Below are 21,665 nucleotides of genomic sequence, written 5' to 3' on the forward strand. Positions count from 1 at the left end.
TGCGCGACGCTCCGTCGGGTCGTTACGCCGAGAATGCCGGCTTGAAGCGGCGCACCTCCTGCGGCCACCCGCAGGCCTCCGCGACCTTGCCCGCCCACTTCTTGGCGGCCTCGTCGTCCGCCACGTCGACCACGGCGAACCCGCCCAGGAACTCCTTGGTTTCGACGTAGGGTCCGTCGCTGATCAGCACGGTGCCGCTGGTGGCGTCGGCGCTGTAGACCGGACCGTCCTCCTCCTCGAGACCCCCCGCGAAGACGTACACGCCGGCGGTCTTCATCTCCTCGACGACCGCCTTGGCGAGCGGCCCGCGCCCGCGGAACCACTCCTCGGGGTGGTCGCCGACCCATTGCTGATTGAAGTAGATGAGGTACTCGGTCACGACTGCTCCTTCGGCGTCGGTCGGCCCCCGTGGGCCGCGGTCGGAGACTCCACGAACGGCGACTGGCAGATCAGACACGGTTGTACCAGACGTGGGACAACGAGGTCAGTCCTACGGCGGGAAGCGGGGCCGGGCGGATCCGCGCCGGACTAGTGGTGAAATGCCTGGTAGTACGGTGTTAACCAGGAACCGATGCCTACCCGAAAGCCTTCAAACGGGCGGTGAGGTGCGAATCTTGGGCGAAGAGGTTCATAACCGGCGCTGGCTGGGTGTCGGGCGCAGCGCGGTGACCGACTCCCGCGTGGCGGCGGCCGATGCCGTGAGCGCGGCGCGGACGGGACCCGACCCGAAGCTGTTGATCGTGTTCGCGGCCATCACCCATGACACGGAGGCCGTCCTGGCCGGCGTCGCGCAGGCCGCCCCGGGGGTGCCCGTCATCGGGTGCACCACGCACGGGGAGATCGGCGTCGGCGGCCCCGCCGACGGCACGGTCACCGTGGCCGCGCTCGGGGGCGCCGGGCTGGAGATCGTCATCCACGCCGCCGAGCACGTCTCCGGTCGACAGGCCGAAGCGGGGTACGAGGTCGCGGCCTGCATGCGCGAGGTCACGCAGCCGCACCGGGTGCTCATGCTGCTCACCGACGGTCTGGTCCGCGACCAGGAGAGCATCGTCCGCGGCTGCTACCGCGCGCTGGGCGCGGGCACGCCGCTGTTCGGCGGCGCCGCGGCCGACGGCTGGCGGATGAGCCGGGCGTACCTCTTCAAGGACGGGCGGGTGCTCACCGACGCGGTGATCGGCGTGGCCATCGCATCCGAGGCGCCGATCGCGGTGGGGGTCGGCCACGGGTGGCGCACCGTCGGCCAGCCGATGATCGTGACCCGCGCCGCCGACGGGCGGGTGCTGACCCTCGACGACCGGCCGGCGCTCGACGTCTACCTGGAACGGCTGGACGCACCGCCGGAGGCGTACACGGACCCGTCGGAGTTCACCGCCTTCGCGTTGCCGCGTCCCATCGGGGTGCAGCGGCGCAGCGGGGTCGAGGCCCGCAACCTCTCGACGGAGGTCGACCTCGAGAGCCGGACCATCGGCGGGGGCGGTGCGATCGACCCTGGCGGCCTGACGTGGGTGATGACCGGCGACGAGGAGTCCATTCTGGACTCGGTGGACCGGGTCTGCCGGGACACGCTCGGTCGGCTGGAGGGCAACGAGCCGATCGGCATGCTCACGTTCAGCTGTGCCGCCCTGCGCGCCGTGCTCGGCGACGACGGCATCCGCCGCGAGTGCGACCGCCTGCAGCGCTGGGCCGGCACGATGCCGTTCGCCGGCTTCTACACGTACGGCGAGATCGCCCGCAACCACGGGATCGACGGTTTCCACAACCAGACGCTCGCCGTGCTGGCATTGAGCTGACGTGCCCGAGTCCGCCGAGTCGCTCTACATCCAGCAGCTCGTGGAGCTGCTGGCCGTGGTGTCCTCCTCCCCCGACGAGGCGACCGCCGTCCAGAACGCGGTCGAGCGCTCGGCCCAGGCGCTGGAGGCGGAGGTCGCCGCCGCGGTCATCGACGGGAAGGTGGTGGCGTCGATCGGTTTCCCGCCCGGCGCCGTGCCGCACGACGAGATCGTCGCGATGACCCTCGAGAGACGATCCATATTGTACGTTCCAGGGCTGGGCGACTGTCCCGTCGTCACCGCGTCCTGGGCCGGCAGCCACCCGGGACACCTGGTGCTGGCCCGTTGGGGCGCGCCGTTCCAGGTCGAGGAGCAGAATCTGGTCCGCGGGATGGCCCGGGTGCTGGAGCTGACCCTGACGATGCTGCGGACGCTGGTCGCCGAGCACGCCATCCGTGAGTCGCTGCAGGAGCGACAGCGGCTGCTGGAGCACCTGTCCGCGATCCAGCGCGCGATCTCCCACCGCGAGGACCTCCAACACATCCTCGACACCATCACCCACGGCGCCCGCGACCTGGTCGGCGACGAGATCGGTCTGCTGTGGGTGCTCGACGAGCCCGACTCGGGCCGGGCCCGGCTGGCGGCCGCCGCGGGCACCCGGCCCGTCGACCCGGCCGACCGCCCCGTCATCGACCTCACGGCCGCGTCGCCGGCGGGCGAGGCGATGGTCACCGACGGGGTGGCGGTCCGGCACGGCGAGGAGCTCCAGTCCCGGATGCTCAGGCTGCTCGGCCCGACCACGGTGCACGCGTCGATGGCGGCCCCCGTACACGACAGCGGTGTTCTGACGGGTGCCTTGGTCGTCGCGTCCTGCGACAGGGACCGCAGGTACACCACCGCCGACGAACAGACGCTGAGCGCGTTCGCGGAGAACGTGAGCCTGGCGCTGACGGACGCGAACACGCTGGTACGCATGCGCCAGGCGCACCACGACCCGCTGACGGGACTGGCGAGTCGGGGCCTGTTTCTGGAGCAGTTGTCGAAGCAGCTCGCGATCGCGGACGCGGACGGCCGGTCGCTGGCGGTGCTGTTCCTGGACCTGGATCGGTTCAAGGACATCAACGACTCCCTGGGGCATGCCGCGGGCGACGAGCTGCTCACGCTTACCGCCGACCGCATCACGGCGCAACTCCGCGCGGGCGACACGGCGTCCCGCTTCGGCGGCGACGAGTTCGCGGTAATGCTGTCCCGGGTCGACGGACCAACGGACGCGGCCGCCGTCGCACGGCGCATCGTGCACGCCTTGGCCGAGCCGATGCGCGTGTCCGACCATTGGCTACGTGTCGGCGTCAGCGTCGGCGTCGCGCTGCGCGGCACGGCCGGAGACGAACCCGCCGAGCTCGTGGCTCGTGCAGACCTCGCCATGTACGAGGCCAAACACCGCGGCACGGGCGGCTACGCCATCTACCGCGAACCGTCCCGCGCGACCGGGCGGGAGTAAGTCCTCCGCGCCCGGGTCGGGACGATCGCCATTCTCACCCCGCCCGGACCGGATCGACCTCGACGGGCGCCCGCGCCACCAGATCGACAGCAGGCAGACGCGTCATGACTTTGCGCGCAAGAGATGAGCTCACGAGCGCCAATGCCCGCCCTGCGATTTCGCGATGAAACTGAATAGAAGGCTATCAAAGATAGCCTTGGAAGACTTCAACGTAGATAGCGAAACGGAGGACCAGTGTCTCGCATAGGAGTCTGGAACGCTCGCACTGTTGGGCGCAGACTGGTTTTTGTGGCAGCCATTACGGTGCTGCTGTCCGCGTTGGTCTCGGTCCGCGCGGAGGCAGCTGAGCGCGCAGATCCGCCTGCGACGGCCGACATCATCGTTACCGGCGAATGTTGGCGGAGTCCAGGTGGGTGGACGCCCAACTGGGCGGGACCACAAGTAAAGCCACGAGCTGGTGGTCAGTGCTCCGTCTACCGAGCAACTGATGGTGCGACGGAAGCCAACAACTACGTACACAACAACTGCAGCGGCAACAGCTTCTGCACCGTACAACGCCATGGCGGCGCGTACTACATCTACTGGTTCGGTGGCTGCGATGTTTTTGATTTGCGGGGTTTCAGCGGGTACTGGGAAGCTCACAATCACAGCACTCGGGGAGTTTACTTCTACGACAGTGCGGGCAACGTCATCGGCCAGTACGCGGGTGGCCGGCGCGATCCGGTGAGATGGGACCCGATCTGGTCGATCAGGACCTGCGCCTACTGACTCGACGAGCCCCAACTCGACGGTGGCATTTTTCTGGCCGCCGAGCCAGTCGGCTCGGCGGCCAGTCCCGTCAACGGCCGCGCGTTGGTCCCGCAGGACCACTCCCCCAGCGCGTCACCGACCGAGCTACGGGCGTTTCACCCCGTGCCGACCGCGAAGATGTGCATGCGACCACCGGACGATGCTGCCGGCAGGGTGACAGATCGGAGTGTCTTGCCCGGCGTTGTGGGAATCGTTGCGGCGAACACATAGGTCGCGAGCGGATCACGGCCCCCACCCCACAGAGTGAAGTTCCGATATGGCAACTGCGCCGCCACGGTGTTGCCGTACCCGATCGGCTGCTGGCCGTGCGCGCGGGTCCAGTCGGTGAAGCCGAGCGGGACCGATTGCCGCGTGCCGTCGGTGTAGTCCAGCGTCGCCACGCCGGTCGTCCCACCGCGATCGGCCGCTCCGAGCAAGCCGAGCTTCGTGGCGCCAGAGCCTGGCGCGACGGGGATCGTCTGTCCAGCGGCCACCAGGTTGTCACCTTGCCCCGGCACGGTGGCGGGCCATCGGTAGGTGACGCCGCCGTGGACAACGGGGGCGCCGGGGTGCAGGCCGGCCGTGGCCAGGGCCTGACGGGAGTAGCTGGTGCCGGTGCCGTCGAAGTCGCCACCGCCGACGTAGCCGTCGTCGCTGATGCCGGCGTTGTCACGGTGCCCCCCGAAGCCGACCGCGAACACGTGCAGTCGCCCGACGGCTGGGCGGGGAAGCGTCACCGCGACCACGGCCCGGGCTGGATCGACCGGCACCGCGGTCGAGAACAGGTACGTCGGCCCGTCGTGCGGTTGTCCCCAGAAGTCGTTGCGATAGGGCATCCGTGCGGCGACGACATTGTCGGAGCGCGCCGTCGCAGTCCCGCCCGCCAGTGTCCAGTCCGAGAACCCGACCTCGGCCGGGGTCGTGGAACCGTCGGCGTAGTGGACGGTCAGCGTTCCGGCGGCACCGGCGGGCTGTCCTTCGGCGCTGCCGAGCAGGCCGAGGCGGGTAGCGCCAGCGGGGCTGGCCACAGTCAGCCGTTGTCCGGCGGCGACGACGTTGTCGGGTTGGCCGGGACGGGTGTTGGGCCAGACATAGCTCACTCCCCCGGCGGCGAACCGGTTGCCCGGCACGACTCCGGCGCCGGCGAGGGCGGACCGGGAGTACCCGGAACCCCAGCCGTCGTAGTCGGACTGTCCCTCGGTTCGATCGGCGGAGATGCCGTGGTTGTCGGCCGCGGCGACGGCATTCGTTCCGTAGGACGGGGGCGCGGCATCCGGCGACGACGCCCATTCGAGGGATGGGGAGGCGGCAAGACTGAAGCGGATGGTGCCGCCGTCGGTGAGCAGCGACGGCGGCAGCGAAGTTCGGTTCCAGTTCGCCTGGTCGACGGTCATCGACTGGATGTAGGGCCGGCCGGCCGCGTTCGGGGCGTCCAGGGTCAGCGTTCGGCCGCTGGGCAGCCGGATGTCGGCGCGGGTGAAGATGGGCGCCGCGACGGTGAGGTCTGCGGTGCCGGGGACGGCCGGATAGATGCCCAGCGCGGCGAACACGTACCAGGCGGACAGGGATCCGAGGTCGTCGTTGCCGGGCAACCCGTCGGGCGCGTCGCGGAACAGCTCGGTGCGGATTCGATGCACCAGGGCCTGTGTTTTGTGTGGCGCGCCTGCCCAGTTGTAGAGCCACGGCGTCCCGAATGACGGTTCGTTGCCCATCCAGGCGTGCGGACCGTCGACATCGTTGAGGCGGGTGAAGTGGGCGTCCAGGTACGCGGTCATCGCCGCGTTGCCGCCCTTGGCGCGAATGAGCCCGCGTGCGTTGAACGGCACCATCAGCGTGTATCGCCAGGAGTTGCCCTCGGCCCAGTCGACGAAGTCGTTGTCGACCGGGTCGAAGCCGGGCTTCCAGGTGCCGTCGGCCGTCCGCGGTTGGACGAAGCCGCTGTCGGGGTGCAGGAGATGCTGCCAGGCCTGGGCGCGCTCGGCGAAGCGGGAGTGCACGGCCGTGTCACCGAGCGCGCGGGCGTAGGAAGCCAGCGCGAAGTCAGCGACGTTGTACTCCAGTGAGGTGGACGTGTGGCCGTAGGCGCCGCAGCATCCGTAGCCGCCGTCGGAGGGCAGGTACCCCCGGTTGTCGAGGTAGACCGTTCCCGGCCGGGCGGCGCCTGGTCGGCTGGCTTGAGCCACCATCGCCCGCAGTGCGCGGCCGGTGTCGAAGCGCCGCGCTCCAAACGCGTGGGCGGCTGCGATCGCCGGCAGGGCGGGATCACCGACCATGACGTACGACTCGTCGTTGGCGATGGACCACTTCGGCAACCGGCCGGACTGGTCGAAGTTGTTGAGCATCGACGACACGACGTCGGACATGACCTCCGGTGCGACGAGCGAGGCAAGCTGCACCTGTGTGCGGTAGACGTCCCAACCGGAGAAGTTGGCGTACTGGTCGCCTTGACCGTCGGGCAGGGTGCGCACGACGCCGTCGAATCCGCGGTACTGCCGGTTGGCGTCGCTGAACAGGTTCGGGTTGAGCAGTGCGTGGTACAGCGCGGTGTAGAAGGTGGTCTGCTGAGCGGCCGTGCCACCGGTGACCTGGATCCGCGACAGCAGAGCGTTCCACTGCGCCTGGGCTGTCGCCTGCATCACGGCGAGATCCCAGCCCGTGACGGTGTCACGGTTGAGCCGGGCATTGGCGACGCTGACGTAGGAGATGCCGGTCCTGGCGCGCACGACGGCCCCGGCCGGGAACGACAGGGCGATGCCGCCGTGGCCGGTCACCCCGGCCGGCGGCGCCCAGGTCGCCGCGGCGGTGAATGGCCGGTCGAAGGTCACCGCGAAGTGCACTCGGTAGCGGTTGTCCTCCCCGCAGAACTTTCCGCCCCCGACCGTGCCGGTGACCTCGGTCGTACCCGAGGCCGACACGGTCGCGTCCGTCACCGAGGCGCCACCGGCCGCCTTGAGCAGCAGCGTCGCCTGCTGTCCGGCGGGGAAGGCGAACTGGGCCAACGCGGACCGCTTCCCGGCCGCTAGCTCCGTGCGGACGCCGTTGTCGAGCGTCACCGTGTAACGGCCTGCCCTCGCCTGCTCGTTGGCGTGCCGCAGTCCGACCGTCGCACTGTTGCGGTCGGCCGGTGGTGTGCCGGTGACCGGGAGGAACGGCGCGTCTCCGAAGACGGGGCAGCCGGGACCGCTCATCCGGTTGAGCCCGAAGCCGCCGATAGCCGCCGCCTCGAAGCCGTAGCCGCCTCCGTAGCGCGGTGCCGAGTCCGGGCCCCACTGGATCATGCCGAACGGAGTGCTCGGCCCGGGGAAGGTGTTGCCGTAGGCCGCCGTCCCGATCATCGGATTGACCAGGGCGGCCGGATCCGCCGGCGCCGCCGCGGCCGTGCCCCGCCCGGGCACCACGGCCGCGAGCACCGCGATCAGAACGACGGGCAGAGTCCGGGCTAGCACGGGTTCCCCGCGTCGTCGAGGCGCACGATGCGGGACGACTCCGCTCGCTGTTGCCGCCGTCCGTGGATGTCGGTCCACTGCGCGACCACCTGCGAGTAGTGCCTGAAACAACCGCCCTCTGGCACCGCGACCCAGGCGTCGATCGACCCGGACGTGATCCAGTCGACCGCATACCAGGAGCGCCGGGTGTAGACGGTGTCGCGATGCCAGATCGAGTGGTAGTTCGTCCACAGGTAGACGGACACGGTCAAGTTCCGCATGACCGGTGTGCAGCTGTAGCTCGCCCGGGGCACCCAGATCCGCAACATGCCCGTGGGTGGCAGGGCCGCCAGCCAGCAGCTTCCGGCCGGCGGTGACGGTGTCGCGGCCAGCACCTGCGAATACGGGGAGTGGCCGGCCGCGTTGGTCGCTCGGATCCGGAACTCGTATCGCACGCCGTTGGTGAGGTAACTGACCTTGACCGCGCAGCATCCGGTGACCGGGTAGGCCAGCTGCTGCCAGGCGCCGCCGGCCCGCTTGTACTCGATCAGGTAGTACACGCCGCTCGACGCCGCTCTCCACTTCAGCGTGACGTGGCCTGTGCCGGGGAAGGCGTTCTCGAGGGTGGGCGCGGGTGGCAGAGCCGGCACTGGCCGAGCCGTGGCGACATTCGAGGCCGGGGAGAACCCCGCAAGGTTCTGGGCGAGCATCCGGAACTCGTAGTTGGTGCCGTTGAAGAGAAGAGACACCGTGTGGGCGCAGCAGGTGTCCAGCGGAAGAGCGATCCGGCGCCAGCCGCTCCCGTTGGATCGATACTCGATCCAGTAGTAGACGTTCGACGGCGTGCTGGCCCCCCACGTCAGCCGGACCGATCCGTTCCCGGCGGTCGCCGTCAGGCTGGTGGGCGCGGAAGGGAGGGCGGGCATGGGCCGGGCCGCGACGATCGCGCTGGCGGTGCTGCCGTCGCCGGAGGCGTTGGTCGCGCGTACCCGGAACTCGTACGTCTTGCCGTTCTGCAGCAGCGAGATCCCGTAGCTGCAACATGTGCTGTCGAGCTTGCGGGCCTGCCACCCGCCACCGGCCTCCCGCCATTCGATCCAGTACCAGACGTTCGGAGTCGGGCTGGCCGTCCAGGTCAGGTTCACGCGGCCGTCGCCGGGGACGGCGCGCAGCCCGGAGGGCGGTCGCGGCAAGCCGCCTTTGGACGTCACCCGCACCGTGGCGGAGGCCGGTCCCTCACCGGCCAGGTTGGCCGCCGAGACCTTGAACTCGTAGACGTGGTTGTTGACCAGCGGTCCAATGGACGCCTGCGGCTCGCCGGCAGGCACGCCGGACCTGGTGAACGTCGCCTGGCCGGCGGTCACGTCGCGGTGGTAGACCCAGTAGAGAAGGCCGGTCGGACGTGGTGGCGTCCACGTCAGGTCGACGAACCCGTCGCCGGACGTCCGTCCCGTAAGGTTCGCCGGCGCGGGCGCCAGAGTCTGCCGGGCGGTGGTCCGCACGACCGCCGACTCCGGGCCTGGACGCCCGTTGGTGGCGACGACCTTGAAGTCGTAGACGTGATTGTGCTCCAGCAGCCCCGCGGTGAACGTGCAGCACTCCAACGGCAATGGGATCTTCGTCCAGGCACCGGCGGCCGTCACGTCCCGCTGGTACACCTCGAAGTAGAACGGACCGTGCGCCGGCGGCTCGGTCCAGCGCAACGTCACGGTGCCATCCGGGTTCGGCGTTGCCGAGAGACCGGTCACCTGGCCCGGCACAGGCCTGAGAGGGCGCGCACGCACCACGTTGGAGTTCGCTGACTCGGGACCAGCGCCCACGGCGCGGACCATGAACTCGTACTCGTCACCGTTGGCGAGGAGGCCAGGTGTCATCGTGCAGCAGGTGGCCACGGGCAGCGGCAGTCGGGCGAAGTTGGCCTCGCCCGCCGAGACGTTGCGCTGGTAGACCCAGTACCAGACGTTCGGCGAGGCACTGGCCTTCCAGTCCAGACGTACCTCACCGTCGCCGGCCGCAGCGACCAGTTGGCTGGCCGGTGCGGGGGCCGGGTGACGAGCGGTGGCCCGAGCCGGCGTCGACGGTGGACCTTCCGCACCGGCCGGGTTGACCGCGGTCACCTGGAACTCGTACTCGTGGTCATGTTCGAGCAGGCCTGGAGTCATCGTGCAGCACGTTGAAACTGGCAGGGGAAGCCGAGTGAAGTCGGTCTGCTGGGCGGTCAGGTCACGCTGGTGAACCCAATACCAGACGTTCGGCTGCGTTTGCCGCCAGTTCAGGGTGATCGTGCCGTTGGCGTTGGCCGTGGCGGTCAGATCCTCCGGTGCCGGCGGGGCCTCTACCCGAGCGGTGGCTTGGGCGGGGTCGGACTGCGGACCGACGCCGGCCATGTTGGCCGCGGCGACCCGGAATTCGTAGGTGTGGCCGCCCTCGAGGTTGCGTGCGACGGCCGTGGTCGCACCGAACACCGGCGCTGCCCAGCGGGTGAACGTGTTCTCGCCGGCGGTGACGTCGCGCTGCCAGACGGCGTAGTGGATCCCTTGCCCGGTTACCGCGGTCCAGGACAGGCCGATGGTGCCGTCCGCGTTGGCCGTCGCCCGCAGGCCGGTGGGCGCTGTCGCCGCCACGCGGTCGACGAACAGCAGGGCGTTGGGCGAGCCGGGGCCGGGGTCGCCGACAACGTTCTTGGTGGCCGCCTCCACCAGAACCCGTTCCACTTGCGCCGGTGTGTACGTCGGGTGCGCGGCCAATACCATCGCGGCGGCACCGGACACGTGGGGAGTCGCCATCGAGGTTCCGGACAACAGCCGGGAGCCCGCGTCGTCCACCTGGGACGCTGAGGAAATACGGTCGCCCGGCGCGAACAGGTCGAGGACGGAGCCGAAGTTGCTGCCGCCGTCCGGTTTGGGCGGTGGTTGCCGCCAGGGGCGGGCACGTCCGTCAGTGTTGTTGGTGGCTCCCACGGTGATCACCTCAGGAAGCCAGGCTGGTGAGGTGCCGCCGGCGTCGATGTCGAGGTTGCCTGCCGCGGCGACCACGGTGATACCATTCGCAACCGCACGCCGCACGGCCTTTTCGAGCTGAGTGTCCTTCCGCCCGCCAAGGCTCATGTTTACGACGGCCCGGGTGCCGGTCGGCCGATTGGCCGCCTCGGTGATGATCCAGTTCAGGGCTCGCTGCAGCGACAGACTCGTGGCCATGCGCCCGCAGTCGAGGGCCTTGACGGCGACGAGCCGCACACCCTTCGCGACGCCGTACTGTCCGGACCCGACCGTGCCGGCGACGTGTGTGCCATGACCGATGGAGTCGCAGTCTTCGTCGCGCGTGTCGATGGTGTTGGTTCCCCAGACCGCCCGGCCTTCGAAGGACCGGTGTGTGGTTCGTATCCCAGTGTCGATGACGTAGACGTCGACACCTGCCCCGGTGTTGGGGAAACCGTAGTACTTGTCCAATTTCCGTGCTCGTTCGTCGATGCGGTCCAGTCCCCATGGCGGATTGTGCTGTTCGCCTCGCGTCACGGCACCATCTTCGATGGGTAGGTCCAGCTTCAGGGACTGATCCTGCTCGACGCGCAGCACGTCCGGGTGGCCGGCCAGGTCAATGGCCTGCGGCTCGGTGAGAGTCGCCGCAAAACCTGTCATCGCGGCGGCCATGACCGGGCCAAGCGTACCGCCGGCCTGGCTGACCAGTTGCCGGGCATACGTGTCGACGCCGGCGCCGCGGACATGCGGGGTGTCCTTCAGTTCTACGAGGTACGACCCCGGGACGGCCTCGGGAGTGTTGGCCAGGTTGATGACGCTGGCATCCCGCACGATCCGCACGGTGGCGGTGACCGTCGAGCTGAACGGTCCCTCGCCGGCGGCGTTGGCCGCGGTGACCTTGAACTCGTACCGATGACCGGTGATCAGCCCGCTGACGTCCGCGGTGGTGCCGGTGACAGGTGCGGCCTGCCGGACGAAGTGGGTCTGCCCACCGGTCAGATCACGGCGCCACACCCGGTAGCCGGTCGCGCCGGACACCGCGTTCCAGCGCAGGTTCGCCTTGCCCGACGGGTCAGCGCCAACGGTGAAACCTCCTGGCGCGGCGGGTACCGGGCCGGGCGCCGGCCGCGGCCAGTCGACCTCCACGAACCGAGGGCGGTAGAGCCGCGCGTCGGCGTACACGTGGTCGTTGTCGAGGCTGTTCACGTCGTACGACAGCAGCAACTTGCCACTGCGGGCCAGATCGGGATGGAGCCGCCCGTGGTACACGATCCGCTGGTTGCCCGGTTGCTGTTCCGGCGCTGTCAGCAGGTAGGTCGGACCGGTGAAAGGTCCGGTCGGCGAGGTCGCCGTGTATGCCACGAACTGGGGGTCGAAGACCACGTTCGTCTCCTGACTGACCAGCACGTACTCCGCGCCTGCGCGCTGGACCGCGAACGCGGTGCCTACGCCGCTGAGCAGCCGCCCGACCGCCTTCTCGTCCCCGCTCCAGGTCGTGCCCGTCCAGTACTGCCAGGCGCCGCCGAGGTTCCCTCCCGGCGCACGGGCGACATGTCCGAACCGTACGCCGCCGGGCGCGATCGACGATCCGTACACATAGGTGTAACCGCCATCGACCAGCAGTGCGGACCCCCAGGTGGCCGCCGTGCCCACCGGAAGGTCGACGACCGACTCCACCGTCAGCCCCGGCAACGCGAACGTCACCAGCGATGTGCCTTTGAGCTCCACGTCCAGCGAACCCTCGCCGTACCGGGCGTATCGGTTGTAGAGGGCCTTGAGCTGCCCGCCCTCGGCGATCGCGTCTCCGACCCAGAAGAACTCTCCGGACTGGTTCGGCTGCACCAGCGCGGTCGGCCAGTCGGCGTCGCCGCCATGCCGGGTGTCGACCAGCTCGGCCCCGTCCTGCACGACGATCGTGTTGTTGACCATCGGCGCGTGTCGTGGCCGGCTGCCGTCCGGGTTCACCGGGCCCAGGAACGTGTCCGAGAACAGCCATGCCACCCGCCCGTCGGGCAGAAGCACCGAGACAGTGCTGTCTCCGCCGGTCCAGTGGTCGCCCGCGTCGCCGTAGGTGCGGAACATGTCGGTCACCTGCGTGGCGGACATTCCACCCGGTGGTGGCGCGGCCACGGCCGCGGCGGCCGATGCTGAGGTCGACGGCAGGACAGCCGAGAACGTCGTGACGAGCAGGAGAGCGACGATGAGCGAAGCGAACGGGACCCGACGGTCGCGCCGGTCCGCCCGAGGCGGTGTCATGCGCGACAGTGAACATTCTGCCGGCTTCAAAATGACGTCACGACCTGGACGACGCCGACCCGCTGTGACGTGCGGCCGGATCGCAGCGTCACCCGGGTTGCCGGACGCGTGCGAGCCAGGTCTTTGTCGGCGGGTTCTTTGCCGGTGGCCTGACGAAGAGTGAGTTTGCTGCCGCTGCCGCGCGACGAAGGCGTATTGAAACCGCCTCGTGGTGGGCTAAGGGCCGCGCGCCGACGCCGTCGGTGCGCGATTCCGCTCGTCCACGGGAGGGGGTGAACGTTGTGAGTGAGCCGACCGAATGGCTGCTCGGCATGGACCGCGACCTCTAGCCAGACCCGCGCTGACTGACAACGGCCAGCGCCGCACCTTCAGCGGGCCGCCGGGACTTCCCGGCGGCCCGCCTGCGGCTGCTCCGGGAAGGCGCGCAGTCGAGGCAACGGCGACAGCAGGACCGGCACGACGGACAGGGTGTAGCCGATGGCGCCAAGCCATAGCGCGGTGTGCAGATCGATGACGCTGCCGAGCGCGCCGCCGGCAAGCCCTCCGAGCGGTAAGGCACCGAACACGAGTGTCCGAACGCTGGCGTTCATCCGGCCGCGCACGTGCTCGGGCGTCAGCGCCTGTCGGAGGCTGCTGTTGATGACGTTGGTGTTGGCCAAGGCCGCCTGCCAGATGAAGAACCCCACCATGCACGTTGCCACCAGCATGGCCGTCGACCCGCCGGCCAGCGGCAGAAGCAGGGCGCCGGCGCCGCTGACGAGGCGGGCGACCACATAGAACCGGCCGAGCGGGAACCGCCGTGTCAACGCGTTGGCGAAGGACGCACCGAGCAGCCCACCGATCCCGACGGCCGAGAAGGTCAGTCCGATCAGTCCGGGGCTCAGGTCCCGCTCGCGGACGGCGTACACCAGGAAGACGGTCTCGACGATGAGAGCGAAGAAATTGCCGAGCGCTGCCGTGTAAGCCGTGGCGCGGATGTACGGGTCGCCGAAGGCGAACCGCAAGCCTTCGACGAGCTCGCCGCGCAGGTGACGGCGGCGCCTGGGCGTTGCCATCGGGTCGGGTTCCGAATCGCGGATCGTAGCCAACGACATCGCCGCGGCGGCGTGGGCGACACTGTTCGCTACGAGCGCGAACGGCGCCGACACCAACTGCACCAGCAGGCCGCCCAGGCCGGGACCGGCGACCTCCGCGGCGGAGTGGCTGGCCGACACCTTGCCCATCGCCTCGACCAGCCGGTCCCGCTCCACGATGCTGGGCACGTATGACAACCAGCAGACTTCGAACATCGCGGCACACGTGCCGATCACGAACGCGATCACCACCAGCAGCGGGAGCTCCAGCAGGCCGAGCGCGGTGGCGAGCGGAACGAGACCGATCAGCACCGCGCGCGCCGCGTTCGAGGCGATCATCAAGGGACGCCGACGCCAACGGTCGGCCCATACTCCGAACAGCAGCGTGAACAACAGGAACGGAAGATATTCGGCGAACCGCAGCACACCCAGCGACGCGGCATCGACGTCGAGTGTCAGCACTGCCACGAGCGGCAACGCGACCAACGAAATCTGTGTGCCGACCGAGGAGACGGTCTGTGCCGCCCAGAAAGCGGCGAAGCTTGGATCGCGCCATAGTGAGGCCGGCTTCGTGATCGGCCTGTCGGCGGCGGCCGTCGCGCGCATCAATGAACGTCTGCTCGAAAGCACCGGCGTTCGCCACGAGGGCGACCAGAACTGTCCGCCCATCCCGCCCAGCGTCGTAGGTACATCGATCTGCCTTTCTTGCGGACGTGTCGAGCGAGACGACCCGAACCCTTCCAGCCAGCGCCTTCACCTCGTTTTCAGCCGTGACTCGCGCGAGCGCAGGCGAAACCGGCGGGCCTTCAGGCGGCCAGGTAGCGGCCAAGGTGCCAGCGTGCGCTGGGGCGGGCAGCGGTGCGCTGGGTGCAAGGACGTGGCGCGACGCGCATGGCCCCAAGGATGGCTCCCTCGCTAGCCGCCGCCTGCTCGTCCGCGCGGACGTCCGTGCCCGCGCAGGTCATCGAGGATGGGCTGGACACGAGGTGTGGACGTCCCTCTGTCCGATGCAGCGGCTGATGCGCTGTAGCGAGGCCTGGCCCGCCAGGCTCAGGCGAACCTGAGCCTGGCGGGCCATGCCACGTGGGGCTAGTCGCGGTCGGAGCCTGCCCCGGGCAGCGTCCGCACGACCGTCAGCGTCACATCGCCGTGCCGGTAGGACACCCTGAACAGGTGGCGGCCCGCGTTGAGGACCCGCCGTTCCGGCAGGGAATGGAAGTTGCCCTTGACCGAGTCGCCGCTCATGATCGTTAGAACCGTGCCCGGCGTGAGGCGCGCGCGGACGTCCAGGTCGAGCTCGCCGCTCAGCACCAGGTCACCCGCGGCACGTACCCTCGTGTAGTCGTGGTTGCTGGAGATCGTGATCGCGACGCGACCCGCCCTGCTGACGGTGACGTCGCCGCCGACGGTCAGGACGTTGCCGGGCGCGACGTCGGTAAGGGTGAGCGACGCCGCGGACGCCGCTTCCCCAGCCGACAGACCCGGCTGCAGGACCCCGCGGTCGACGTGGATGCTGCGTGCTACGCGACCGCTGCCGCCGAGCGTGCCGCCCTTGACGCGGATCGAGCTCGCGTGCGATCCGGTGATCGAAAGCTTGCCGCCTTCGACCGTCGTACCGCCCTCGTAGGTGTTGTGGCCCGTCATGACCAGCGTCCCCGAGCCCTGCTTGGTCAGAGAAGCCGTGTAGAGGCCTTTGTCAATCTTGTGCTTGATGTACGCGGCGCGCGCATCCATCCATTGCTTGCGCCACGTGACGGCGTCGTTGTAGGCGACCTTGTCGTACAGCTCGGGATGGCCGTCGGTAAGGGCTTGGATGTACGGATCAGCCAGAATGCCCTGCAGCATGAAGGCTCGTTCATCAAGCGTGCCGTCCGGCTTGCGCACGTTGGGGCTGAACTCACCGGCGTAGGCGATGCCGTGCCGCTTGTAGCCGGCCAGCCACTGCCGGTCTTCCTTTTCCCTCTGCTTGATCGCGGTCTCGCTGATGTCGTTCGACCAGACGTCCAGGGGCGCCTTGTCCATCTTGTACGTCATGGGGCTCAGGAACTGGCCGGGGCCGTACATGCCCTTGGCCAGGTCGGGAATCCCCCAGCCCCAGCGTTCGTCCGGAAGTCCGTCGGGAGCGGTCCAGGCGATGGATGCCCCGGACGGGGAGGTCTGCCCGGTGCCGAGGAACCGCACGCCGTCGGACATCTTGTTGTTCGCAGTGGTGAACATCAGCTCACGCACCTGCTTGGCGTTCATGCTCGGATAGCGGGAGAGCAGGACCCCCATCACCGCCGACGCGACGGGCGTCGCCGGTGACGTGCCGCTCGAGTTCGAGTAGTTGGTGTCACCCGCGCTGCTCGTGGTCCGCACGCTGTTCGAAGGGGTGGACACGGTCCACCATTTCGCGAGCCCCGCCTCGTTGAACCCGAACTGCTTCGTGTATTCGGGATTGGCCACAGTGGGCGGTTGCACGCCGCCGACGGCGACGAACTGATTTTCCGCCCAGGGATTGAAGAGGGGGTACGACGGGCGGAAGAACGGGTTGCTCCAGTCGTTGTTGCCGGAGGACCTGACGTTGACCGTGCCGCTGTCCTTGATGGCGTCCCAGATGGCGTCCATGAAGGACCGTCCGGGGTAGTTCGGGTTGTACTGTTCGCCGCCTTCCGAATAGCAGATCTTGAAGAGGAAGTACTGGTACTCCAGATCCTTCAGGTACTCGTTGGGGAGAATGGTCGCCATCGCCGTGGGGCTGGCGCTGTCCTTGCCGGCCAGCTCGTACGCGTTGGCGAGGTTGCCACCGACTCCGAGATCGTTTCCGAGGCCGTCGAACCGCCCCCGGTCGAGAGTCTGGACGAACGAGCCCCAGCTGCTGTTGATGACCTGGGCGCCCGCGTCGACCAGGGCCTTGTTGGCCGTGTACCAGTAGACGTAGTCGTGGAAGGGACCGTGGGACTGGGTATCGGAACCGCTGGTCTTGGCAACAAACATCTTCGACCCGAAGGCGATGCCGTGCTGCTCTTTGCCGTCGCGGATGCCGGAGGTGACCCCGAGCATCCCGGTCCCGTGCCCGTAGTCAGTTGTTCTCGCCTGGTCGCCGGCCACGGTGAACGGCTCGCCCGCGACAAAGGGGTTGCCCGGGGTCGCTGTGTTTCGGTATCCGAAGCCGGACGTGCCGTAGACGCCCTCCGCTCGCACCGGCACGATCAGCCCGGTCTGGAATGCTTCGTGCGTGGTCCGGTAACCCGAGTCCATCATGCCCAGCGCGACGCCCTGCCCGAAATAACCCAGGGCGTACGCGGTGGACGCGTTCACCGCGACGAGCTGCCAGGGGGAATCGATCGCCGTGCCGGGATTAGCAGGATTGTGTCCGGTGTAATACCCGTACTCCGGCGTTTCCCAACTGGCTTTAGCGGCGTCCAGTTCCCCCGGGTTCGTGGCGACAAAGCCAGGGTCTCCCGGGTACGTCGGCCAGTCGCCGGCGCCGCCAGGGGCCAATGTCGGTCCGGTCCTGGGCGATGCCGAGACCAACCCGGCCGGAAGGAACGCGATGCCCGCTCCGGCAGCGAGGGCGCCTCCCACCCGCCGCAGAAACTGTCGCCGACTCGTGAACCTCATGCTCATTCCGGCTCCCTTCATGATCATCGATTAGACTCCGCGAGAAGTGCCTCGTCAAGAGGGCGAGATGATCCGCCACGGGCGGTTCCGAGCAACCGTCCACATCGGACGCGTCCGCCCTGGCACAATCCGAGCCCCTGGTCCTGGTGGCATCCGGTCAGGGCGGCGAGTGCGGCGCGTCATCCACGGCGGCCCCCGGCACCACCCGCCGCCCAACGCCGGTTAGATCCGATCTATGTCGCGTCCAACGCCTACATCGACCGTGATGGTTGCGGGTCGCACGCGCCCATCGTACGATCATCCGATCCAGACATCCGATGTCTAGTCGTACACACGTTCGTCGCGATCTGCGCCGTGAGCAAGCCCGATCGATCCGTCGAGGGATGTTCGATCAAAGGAGAGAGAACTGTGCCAACGACCAGTCGGCGTCGAAGGGATGGCACCGCCGTTCTCGGAAGGAGGAGGTGGATCGCCGGTCCGCTCGCGCTCGTGCTGGGCGCGGGCAGCGTCGTGGCACTGACCGCCCCAGTCGCCGCCGCGCAGCCAAGCGCCTTCGGCGCGCAGCCCGCCCTCAAGGCCTGGTACTCGGCACCAGCGGGCCCGGCGAACGACAAGGCGCTCGCGTGGGAGAAGGAGAGCATCCCGCTCGGGAACGGCTTCATCGGCGCCGGCATCATGGGCGGCGTCGACAGCGACGAGATCATCATCAACGATCACACCTACTGGACCGGCGGCCCCGGGCAGAATCCCGCGTACGACGGCGGGTTCAGCGCCAAGACCTCGGAAGAGAACGCCGCGAACGTCAAGAAGGCCCAGGATTTGCTGCAGGCGGCCTGGGACGCGACGTCGCCGGCGACGGTCGACGCGGAAGGCAGGATCACGCCGGCGACGACGCCGAGCGGAGCGACGATGTCCGCGATCACCAGCACGGTCGACCAGCTCAAAGGCGTCAAGAACAACTTCGGCAGCTACCGGCAGCTCAGCACGGTCGCCATGAGCTCCGGTGACATCGTCGAGATCACCGGGTTCTCGGCGAACTACACCAACCCCAACAACGCGAACGAAGGCACCGCGGCGCTGTTCGACGGGGCCACGGGAACGAAGATGTACGCCGACAGGTTCGGCCCGCCCACCGCCGACAGGCCGTACGAGGTGCAGTGGTCGTACTCGCATTCGTTCGAGGCGGCCACGTACCGACTGGCGACTGGCAACGACGTTCCCGGACGGGACTTCAAGAGCTGGCAGTTGTACGGCAAGGCGGACGGCTCCGACTGGGCGCTCGTCGACACGGTGACGGATGCCGCCTTCGGCGACGCCCGCCAGGCGCACAAGACGTTCGAGCTGGATCTTCCCGGCTCGTACGACGCGTACAAGATGGCCGTGACTGACACCGTGGCCGGCGCCGACCCGCAGATGTCGGAGATCCAGGTCATTCTTCCCGCGACCGAGTCCGTTCCGGTGACCGACTACCGGCGCGAGCTGGATCTCGACGGCAGCAAGGCCTCGGTGTCGTACACGCGGGACGAGGTCAACTTCGCGCGCGAGTACTTCGTCTCCAATCCCGCCAACGTGATGGCGATCCGCCTGAGCGCGTCGGAGCCGGGTCAGATCACACAGTCCTTCGCGATCAGGCCGATCGACCCGCAGTCCATTGTGGTCGACGGGGACACGGTGACGGCCACGGGCTGGGTCGCCGGTCACAACCAGGCCGCGGACGACGTCAACACGTTCAACGACGCCCTCCACTACGCCCAACAGCTGAAGGTCATCCCCCAGGGCGAGCACGCCGAGCTGGTCACCTCGGGGAAAGCGATCACGGTCAAGAACGCCGACTCGGTCGTGGTGCTCACCACGACGAACACCAACTACCAGCAGGACGTTACGGCCGACCCGCTGTATCCGGGCGAGAAGCCGCTGAACAACTACTTCGACGGGCGTGATCCCCTGATCGACGTCGAGCAGCGCATCGACGCGGCGTCCGCGCGCACGTTCGACGAGCTGTACGCGACCCACCTGGCCGACTACAAGTCGCTCTACGACCGGGTCAAGCTGAACCTCGGAAACGTCGCGTCCGTGACCGACAAGACGACCCCGCAGTTGTTGGCCGGGTACCGCGCTGGCACGAACACCGCGGCCGAGAACCGCTATCTCGAGATGCTGTACTACCAGTTCGGACGCTACCTGCTCATCTCGTCGTCGCGTCCGGGCGGGCTCCCCGCGAACCTGCAGGGGATCTGGGCCTACGGCACGAACGTCCCGTGGAGCGGCGACTACCACGCGAACATCAACCTGCAGATGAACTACTGGCTCGCCGAGCAGACGAACCTCTCGGAGCTGACCGAGCCGCTGATCAGCTATGTCGACAGCCTGGTCCCCCGGGGCACCGAGGGTGCGCAGCAGATTTTCGGTGGGGGCACGCGCGGGTGGACCACGTGGCACGAGAACAACACCTGGGGCAACACCGCTCCCGCGGTGTCGGACGCGTTCTACAGCCCGGAGGACGGCGCCTGGCTCGCCCAGCATGTCTGGGAGCACTACCAGTTCACAAAGGACGCGGGCTTCCTCGCGGAGCACTACGACCTGCTGCGCGACGCCGCACTGTTCTGGGTGGACACTCTGGTGCTGGACTCGAAGAGCAACAAGCTCGTCGTGAGCCCGTCCTATTCGCCGGAGCACGGGCCGTACTCGCTGGGCGCCACAGAGCCGCAGTCGGTCGTGATCGGCATCTTCGAGGACGTCATCGAGGCCCATGAGGTTCTCGGCGACCGCCTGGACGAGGCTGACGCGGCGAACGGCCTCGAGGGCCGCGCTGCCGAGGACGCGTACGTCGACGAGATCGCCACGGCCAAGAACGGCATGCTCGACCTGCAGGTCGCTCCGCAGGGCACCTACACCCAGAACGGCCGCCAGTATCCCGGCGGACAGTTGCAGGAGTGGCAGCACCCCATCGCCATCGACTTCACCGGCGACGGCAGCCACCGCCATACCAACCACCTCTACGCCCTGCACCCAGGCGACCAGGTCGTCGCGGGCCGCAGCGCGGCAGAGGACGCGTTCGTGAACGCGATGAAGGTGACGCTCAACACCCGCGGCGACTCGTCGACGGGATGGTCGATGGCCTGGAAGCTGAACTTCTGGTCCCGGGTCCGCGACGGCGACCGCGCGCACACCCTCTACAGCAACCTGCTGAAGCAGGGCACCTACGACAACTTGTGGGACGCGCACCCACCGTTCCAGATCGACGGAAACTTCGGCGGCACGGCCGGAGCGACCGAGATGCTCCTGCAGTCCCAAGGCGACGCCATCGAACTCCTGCCGGCGCTGCCTCAGGTCTGGGATAGGGGCTCAGTGACGGGCCTGCGCGCTCGCGGAGACGTCGAAGTGGACATCGCGTGGGCCGGCGACACACTCGCCTCGGCGGTCGTGACCCCGGGTGTCTCGCAAACCCTCACCCTCAGGAGCAGGGACATAGCCCACAAGAAGGTGACCGACTCGAGCGGCAACGAGGTGCGGTTCGAGGCGGTGGCAAACTACGCCGGCGCCCTGGACGGCAACACGATCCGGTTCGAGGGCGAGGCGGGTGAAACCTACCGGATCTCGGACGGGCCAGGGTTCTCGACGGTCTTCTGGATCGTCGACCGCGCCGCGCGCGCCGGCGACCTCACCGGCCGGACCGCGGAAGAAGTCCGGAAGCACGTCGAGAAGGCGGAGAAACTCGCGAATTCGCCGGCGTCACACCGGGCGGTCATCGCACACCTCGACAACGCGGCAAGAAAGGGCCGGGCAAGCGCGGAGCTTGTGGCTGCTTTGCAGGAGCTGAAAGCCACATTCCGCTGATCCGTTCGGGTGCCCGGCGACGTGGTCGCCGGGCACCGTGCGCGCAGCTCAACGCCCGCTGCTCGGTCACGTCATTCTGCTCGATTTGATGGCGCCACAGGCTCAGACTCCACCTGAGCCAACCCCCAGAAACAGGAACGGTGCACGCCCAAATCAATCTTGACCGGCACCGTTGGGGATCGGTAGCCGTCCGAGGGCGACACGAACCGATACCCAACCGGGGTGTCTGCTGGCAGGCACGATTCTGCTGTCCGACCTACGCGGCTATCGGCCGTCCATGTCCTGACCCGGTCAAGGTGTGACTCGAGCGCTAGACCCTCATCACCCCGCCCGGCGGACGCGTCGTGGCCGAGTTCTTCGAGGTCGCGGTATCTCGATCACTGCGCCGGAAGATGTGCGGAAGCGGCGCGGCTCTTCGACGAGGCCGGCGCCCT

Annotated in this window: 9 protein-coding genes; 4 read left to right on the top strand and 5 right to left on the bottom strand. The window is 68.5% G+C overall.

Annotated features, from left to right (window positions below; all coding sequences use genetic code 11):
* Positions 1-22: 22 nt before the first annotated feature.
* Complete coding sequence (locus Asi02nite_RS12930; protein WP_203712815.1) at positions 23-379, bottom strand: YciI family protein; 357 nt, start codon at positions 377-379, stop codon at positions 23-25.
* Positions 380-614: 235 nt separating this feature from the next.
* On the opposite strand from Asi02nite_RS12930, the gene Asi02nite_RS12935 reads away from it, so the two are divergent.
* The 3 genes from Asi02nite_RS12935 to Asi02nite_RS12945 all read left to right on the top strand — a co-directional run bounded on the left by Asi02nite_RS12935 (position 615) and on the right by Asi02nite_RS12945 (position 4,038).
* Positions 615-1,790, top strand: coding sequence for an FIST signal transduction protein (locus tag Asi02nite_RS12935; protein ID WP_203712816.1), 1,176 nt, complete (start codon positions 615-617; stop codon positions 1,788-1,790).
* Position 1,791: 1 nt separating this feature from the next.
* Positions 1,792-3,270: a sensor domain-containing diguanylate cyclase gene (locus Asi02nite_RS12940; RefSeq protein ID WP_203712817.1), complete on the top strand. Its 1,479-nt coding sequence runs from the start codon at positions 1,792-1,794 to the stop codon at positions 3,268-3,270.
* 288 nt (positions 3,271-3,558) lie between these two features.
* On the top strand, positions 3,559-4,038 hold the full coding sequence (locus tag Asi02nite_RS12945; RefSeq protein WP_203712818.1) for a hypothetical protein: 480 nt from the start codon (positions 3,559-3,561) through the stop codon (positions 4,036-4,038).
* A 137-nt stretch (positions 4,039-4,175) separates the two neighbouring features.
* Here the strand turns inward: Asi02nite_RS12945 and Asi02nite_RS12950 are convergent, their stop codons facing one another.
* The 4 genes from Asi02nite_RS12950 to Asi02nite_RS12965 all read right to left on the bottom strand — a co-directional run bounded on the left by Asi02nite_RS12950 (position 4,176) and on the right by Asi02nite_RS12965 (position 17,400).
* A complete protein-coding gene (locus Asi02nite_RS12950; RefSeq protein WP_203712825.1) occupies positions 4,176-7,505 on the bottom strand; it encodes a GH92 family glycosyl hydrolase in 3,330 nt (1,109 codons plus the stop codon).
* Positions 7,499-12,718 carry a DUF5005 domain-containing protein gene (locus tag Asi02nite_RS12955; RefSeq protein ID WP_203712827.1) on the bottom strand — a complete coding sequence of 1,740 codons (5,220 nt, stop codon included), beginning with the start codon at positions 12,716-12,718 and terminating at the stop codon, positions 7,499-7,501. The genes Asi02nite_RS12950 and Asi02nite_RS12955 overlap by 7 nt, the downstream gene beginning before the upstream one ends.
* A gap of 368 nt (positions 12,719-13,086) precedes the next feature.
* Positions 13,087-14,397: an MFS transporter gene (locus Asi02nite_RS12960; protein WP_203712828.1), complete on the bottom strand. Its 1,311-nt coding sequence runs from the start codon at positions 14,395-14,397 to the stop codon at positions 13,087-13,089.
* Positions 14,398-14,880: 483 nt separating this feature from the next.
* The gene (locus tag Asi02nite_RS12965; protein ID WP_203712829.1) at positions 14,881-17,400 is read right to left on the bottom strand and encodes a S8 family serine peptidase; all 2,520 of its coding nucleotides are present in this window, start codon (positions 17,398-17,400) and stop codon (positions 14,881-14,883) included.
* Between the two features lie 483 nt (positions 17,401-17,883).
* Here Asi02nite_RS12965 and Asi02nite_RS12970 point away from each other — a divergent pair, with 483 nt between their 5' ends.
* Positions 17,884-21,231, top strand: a complete 3,348-nt coding sequence (locus Asi02nite_RS12970; protein ID WP_203712830.1) for a glycosyl hydrolase family 95 catalytic domain-containing protein — start codon at positions 17,884-17,886, stop codon at positions 21,229-21,231.
* The last annotated feature ends 434 nt before the right edge of the window (positions 21,232-21,665 follow it).

The sequence above is a fragment of the Asanoa siamensis genome (assembly GCF_016862555.1).
Taxonomy (GTDB): Bacteria; Actinomycetota; Actinomycetes; order Mycobacteriales; family Micromonosporaceae; genus Asanoa; species Asanoa siamensis.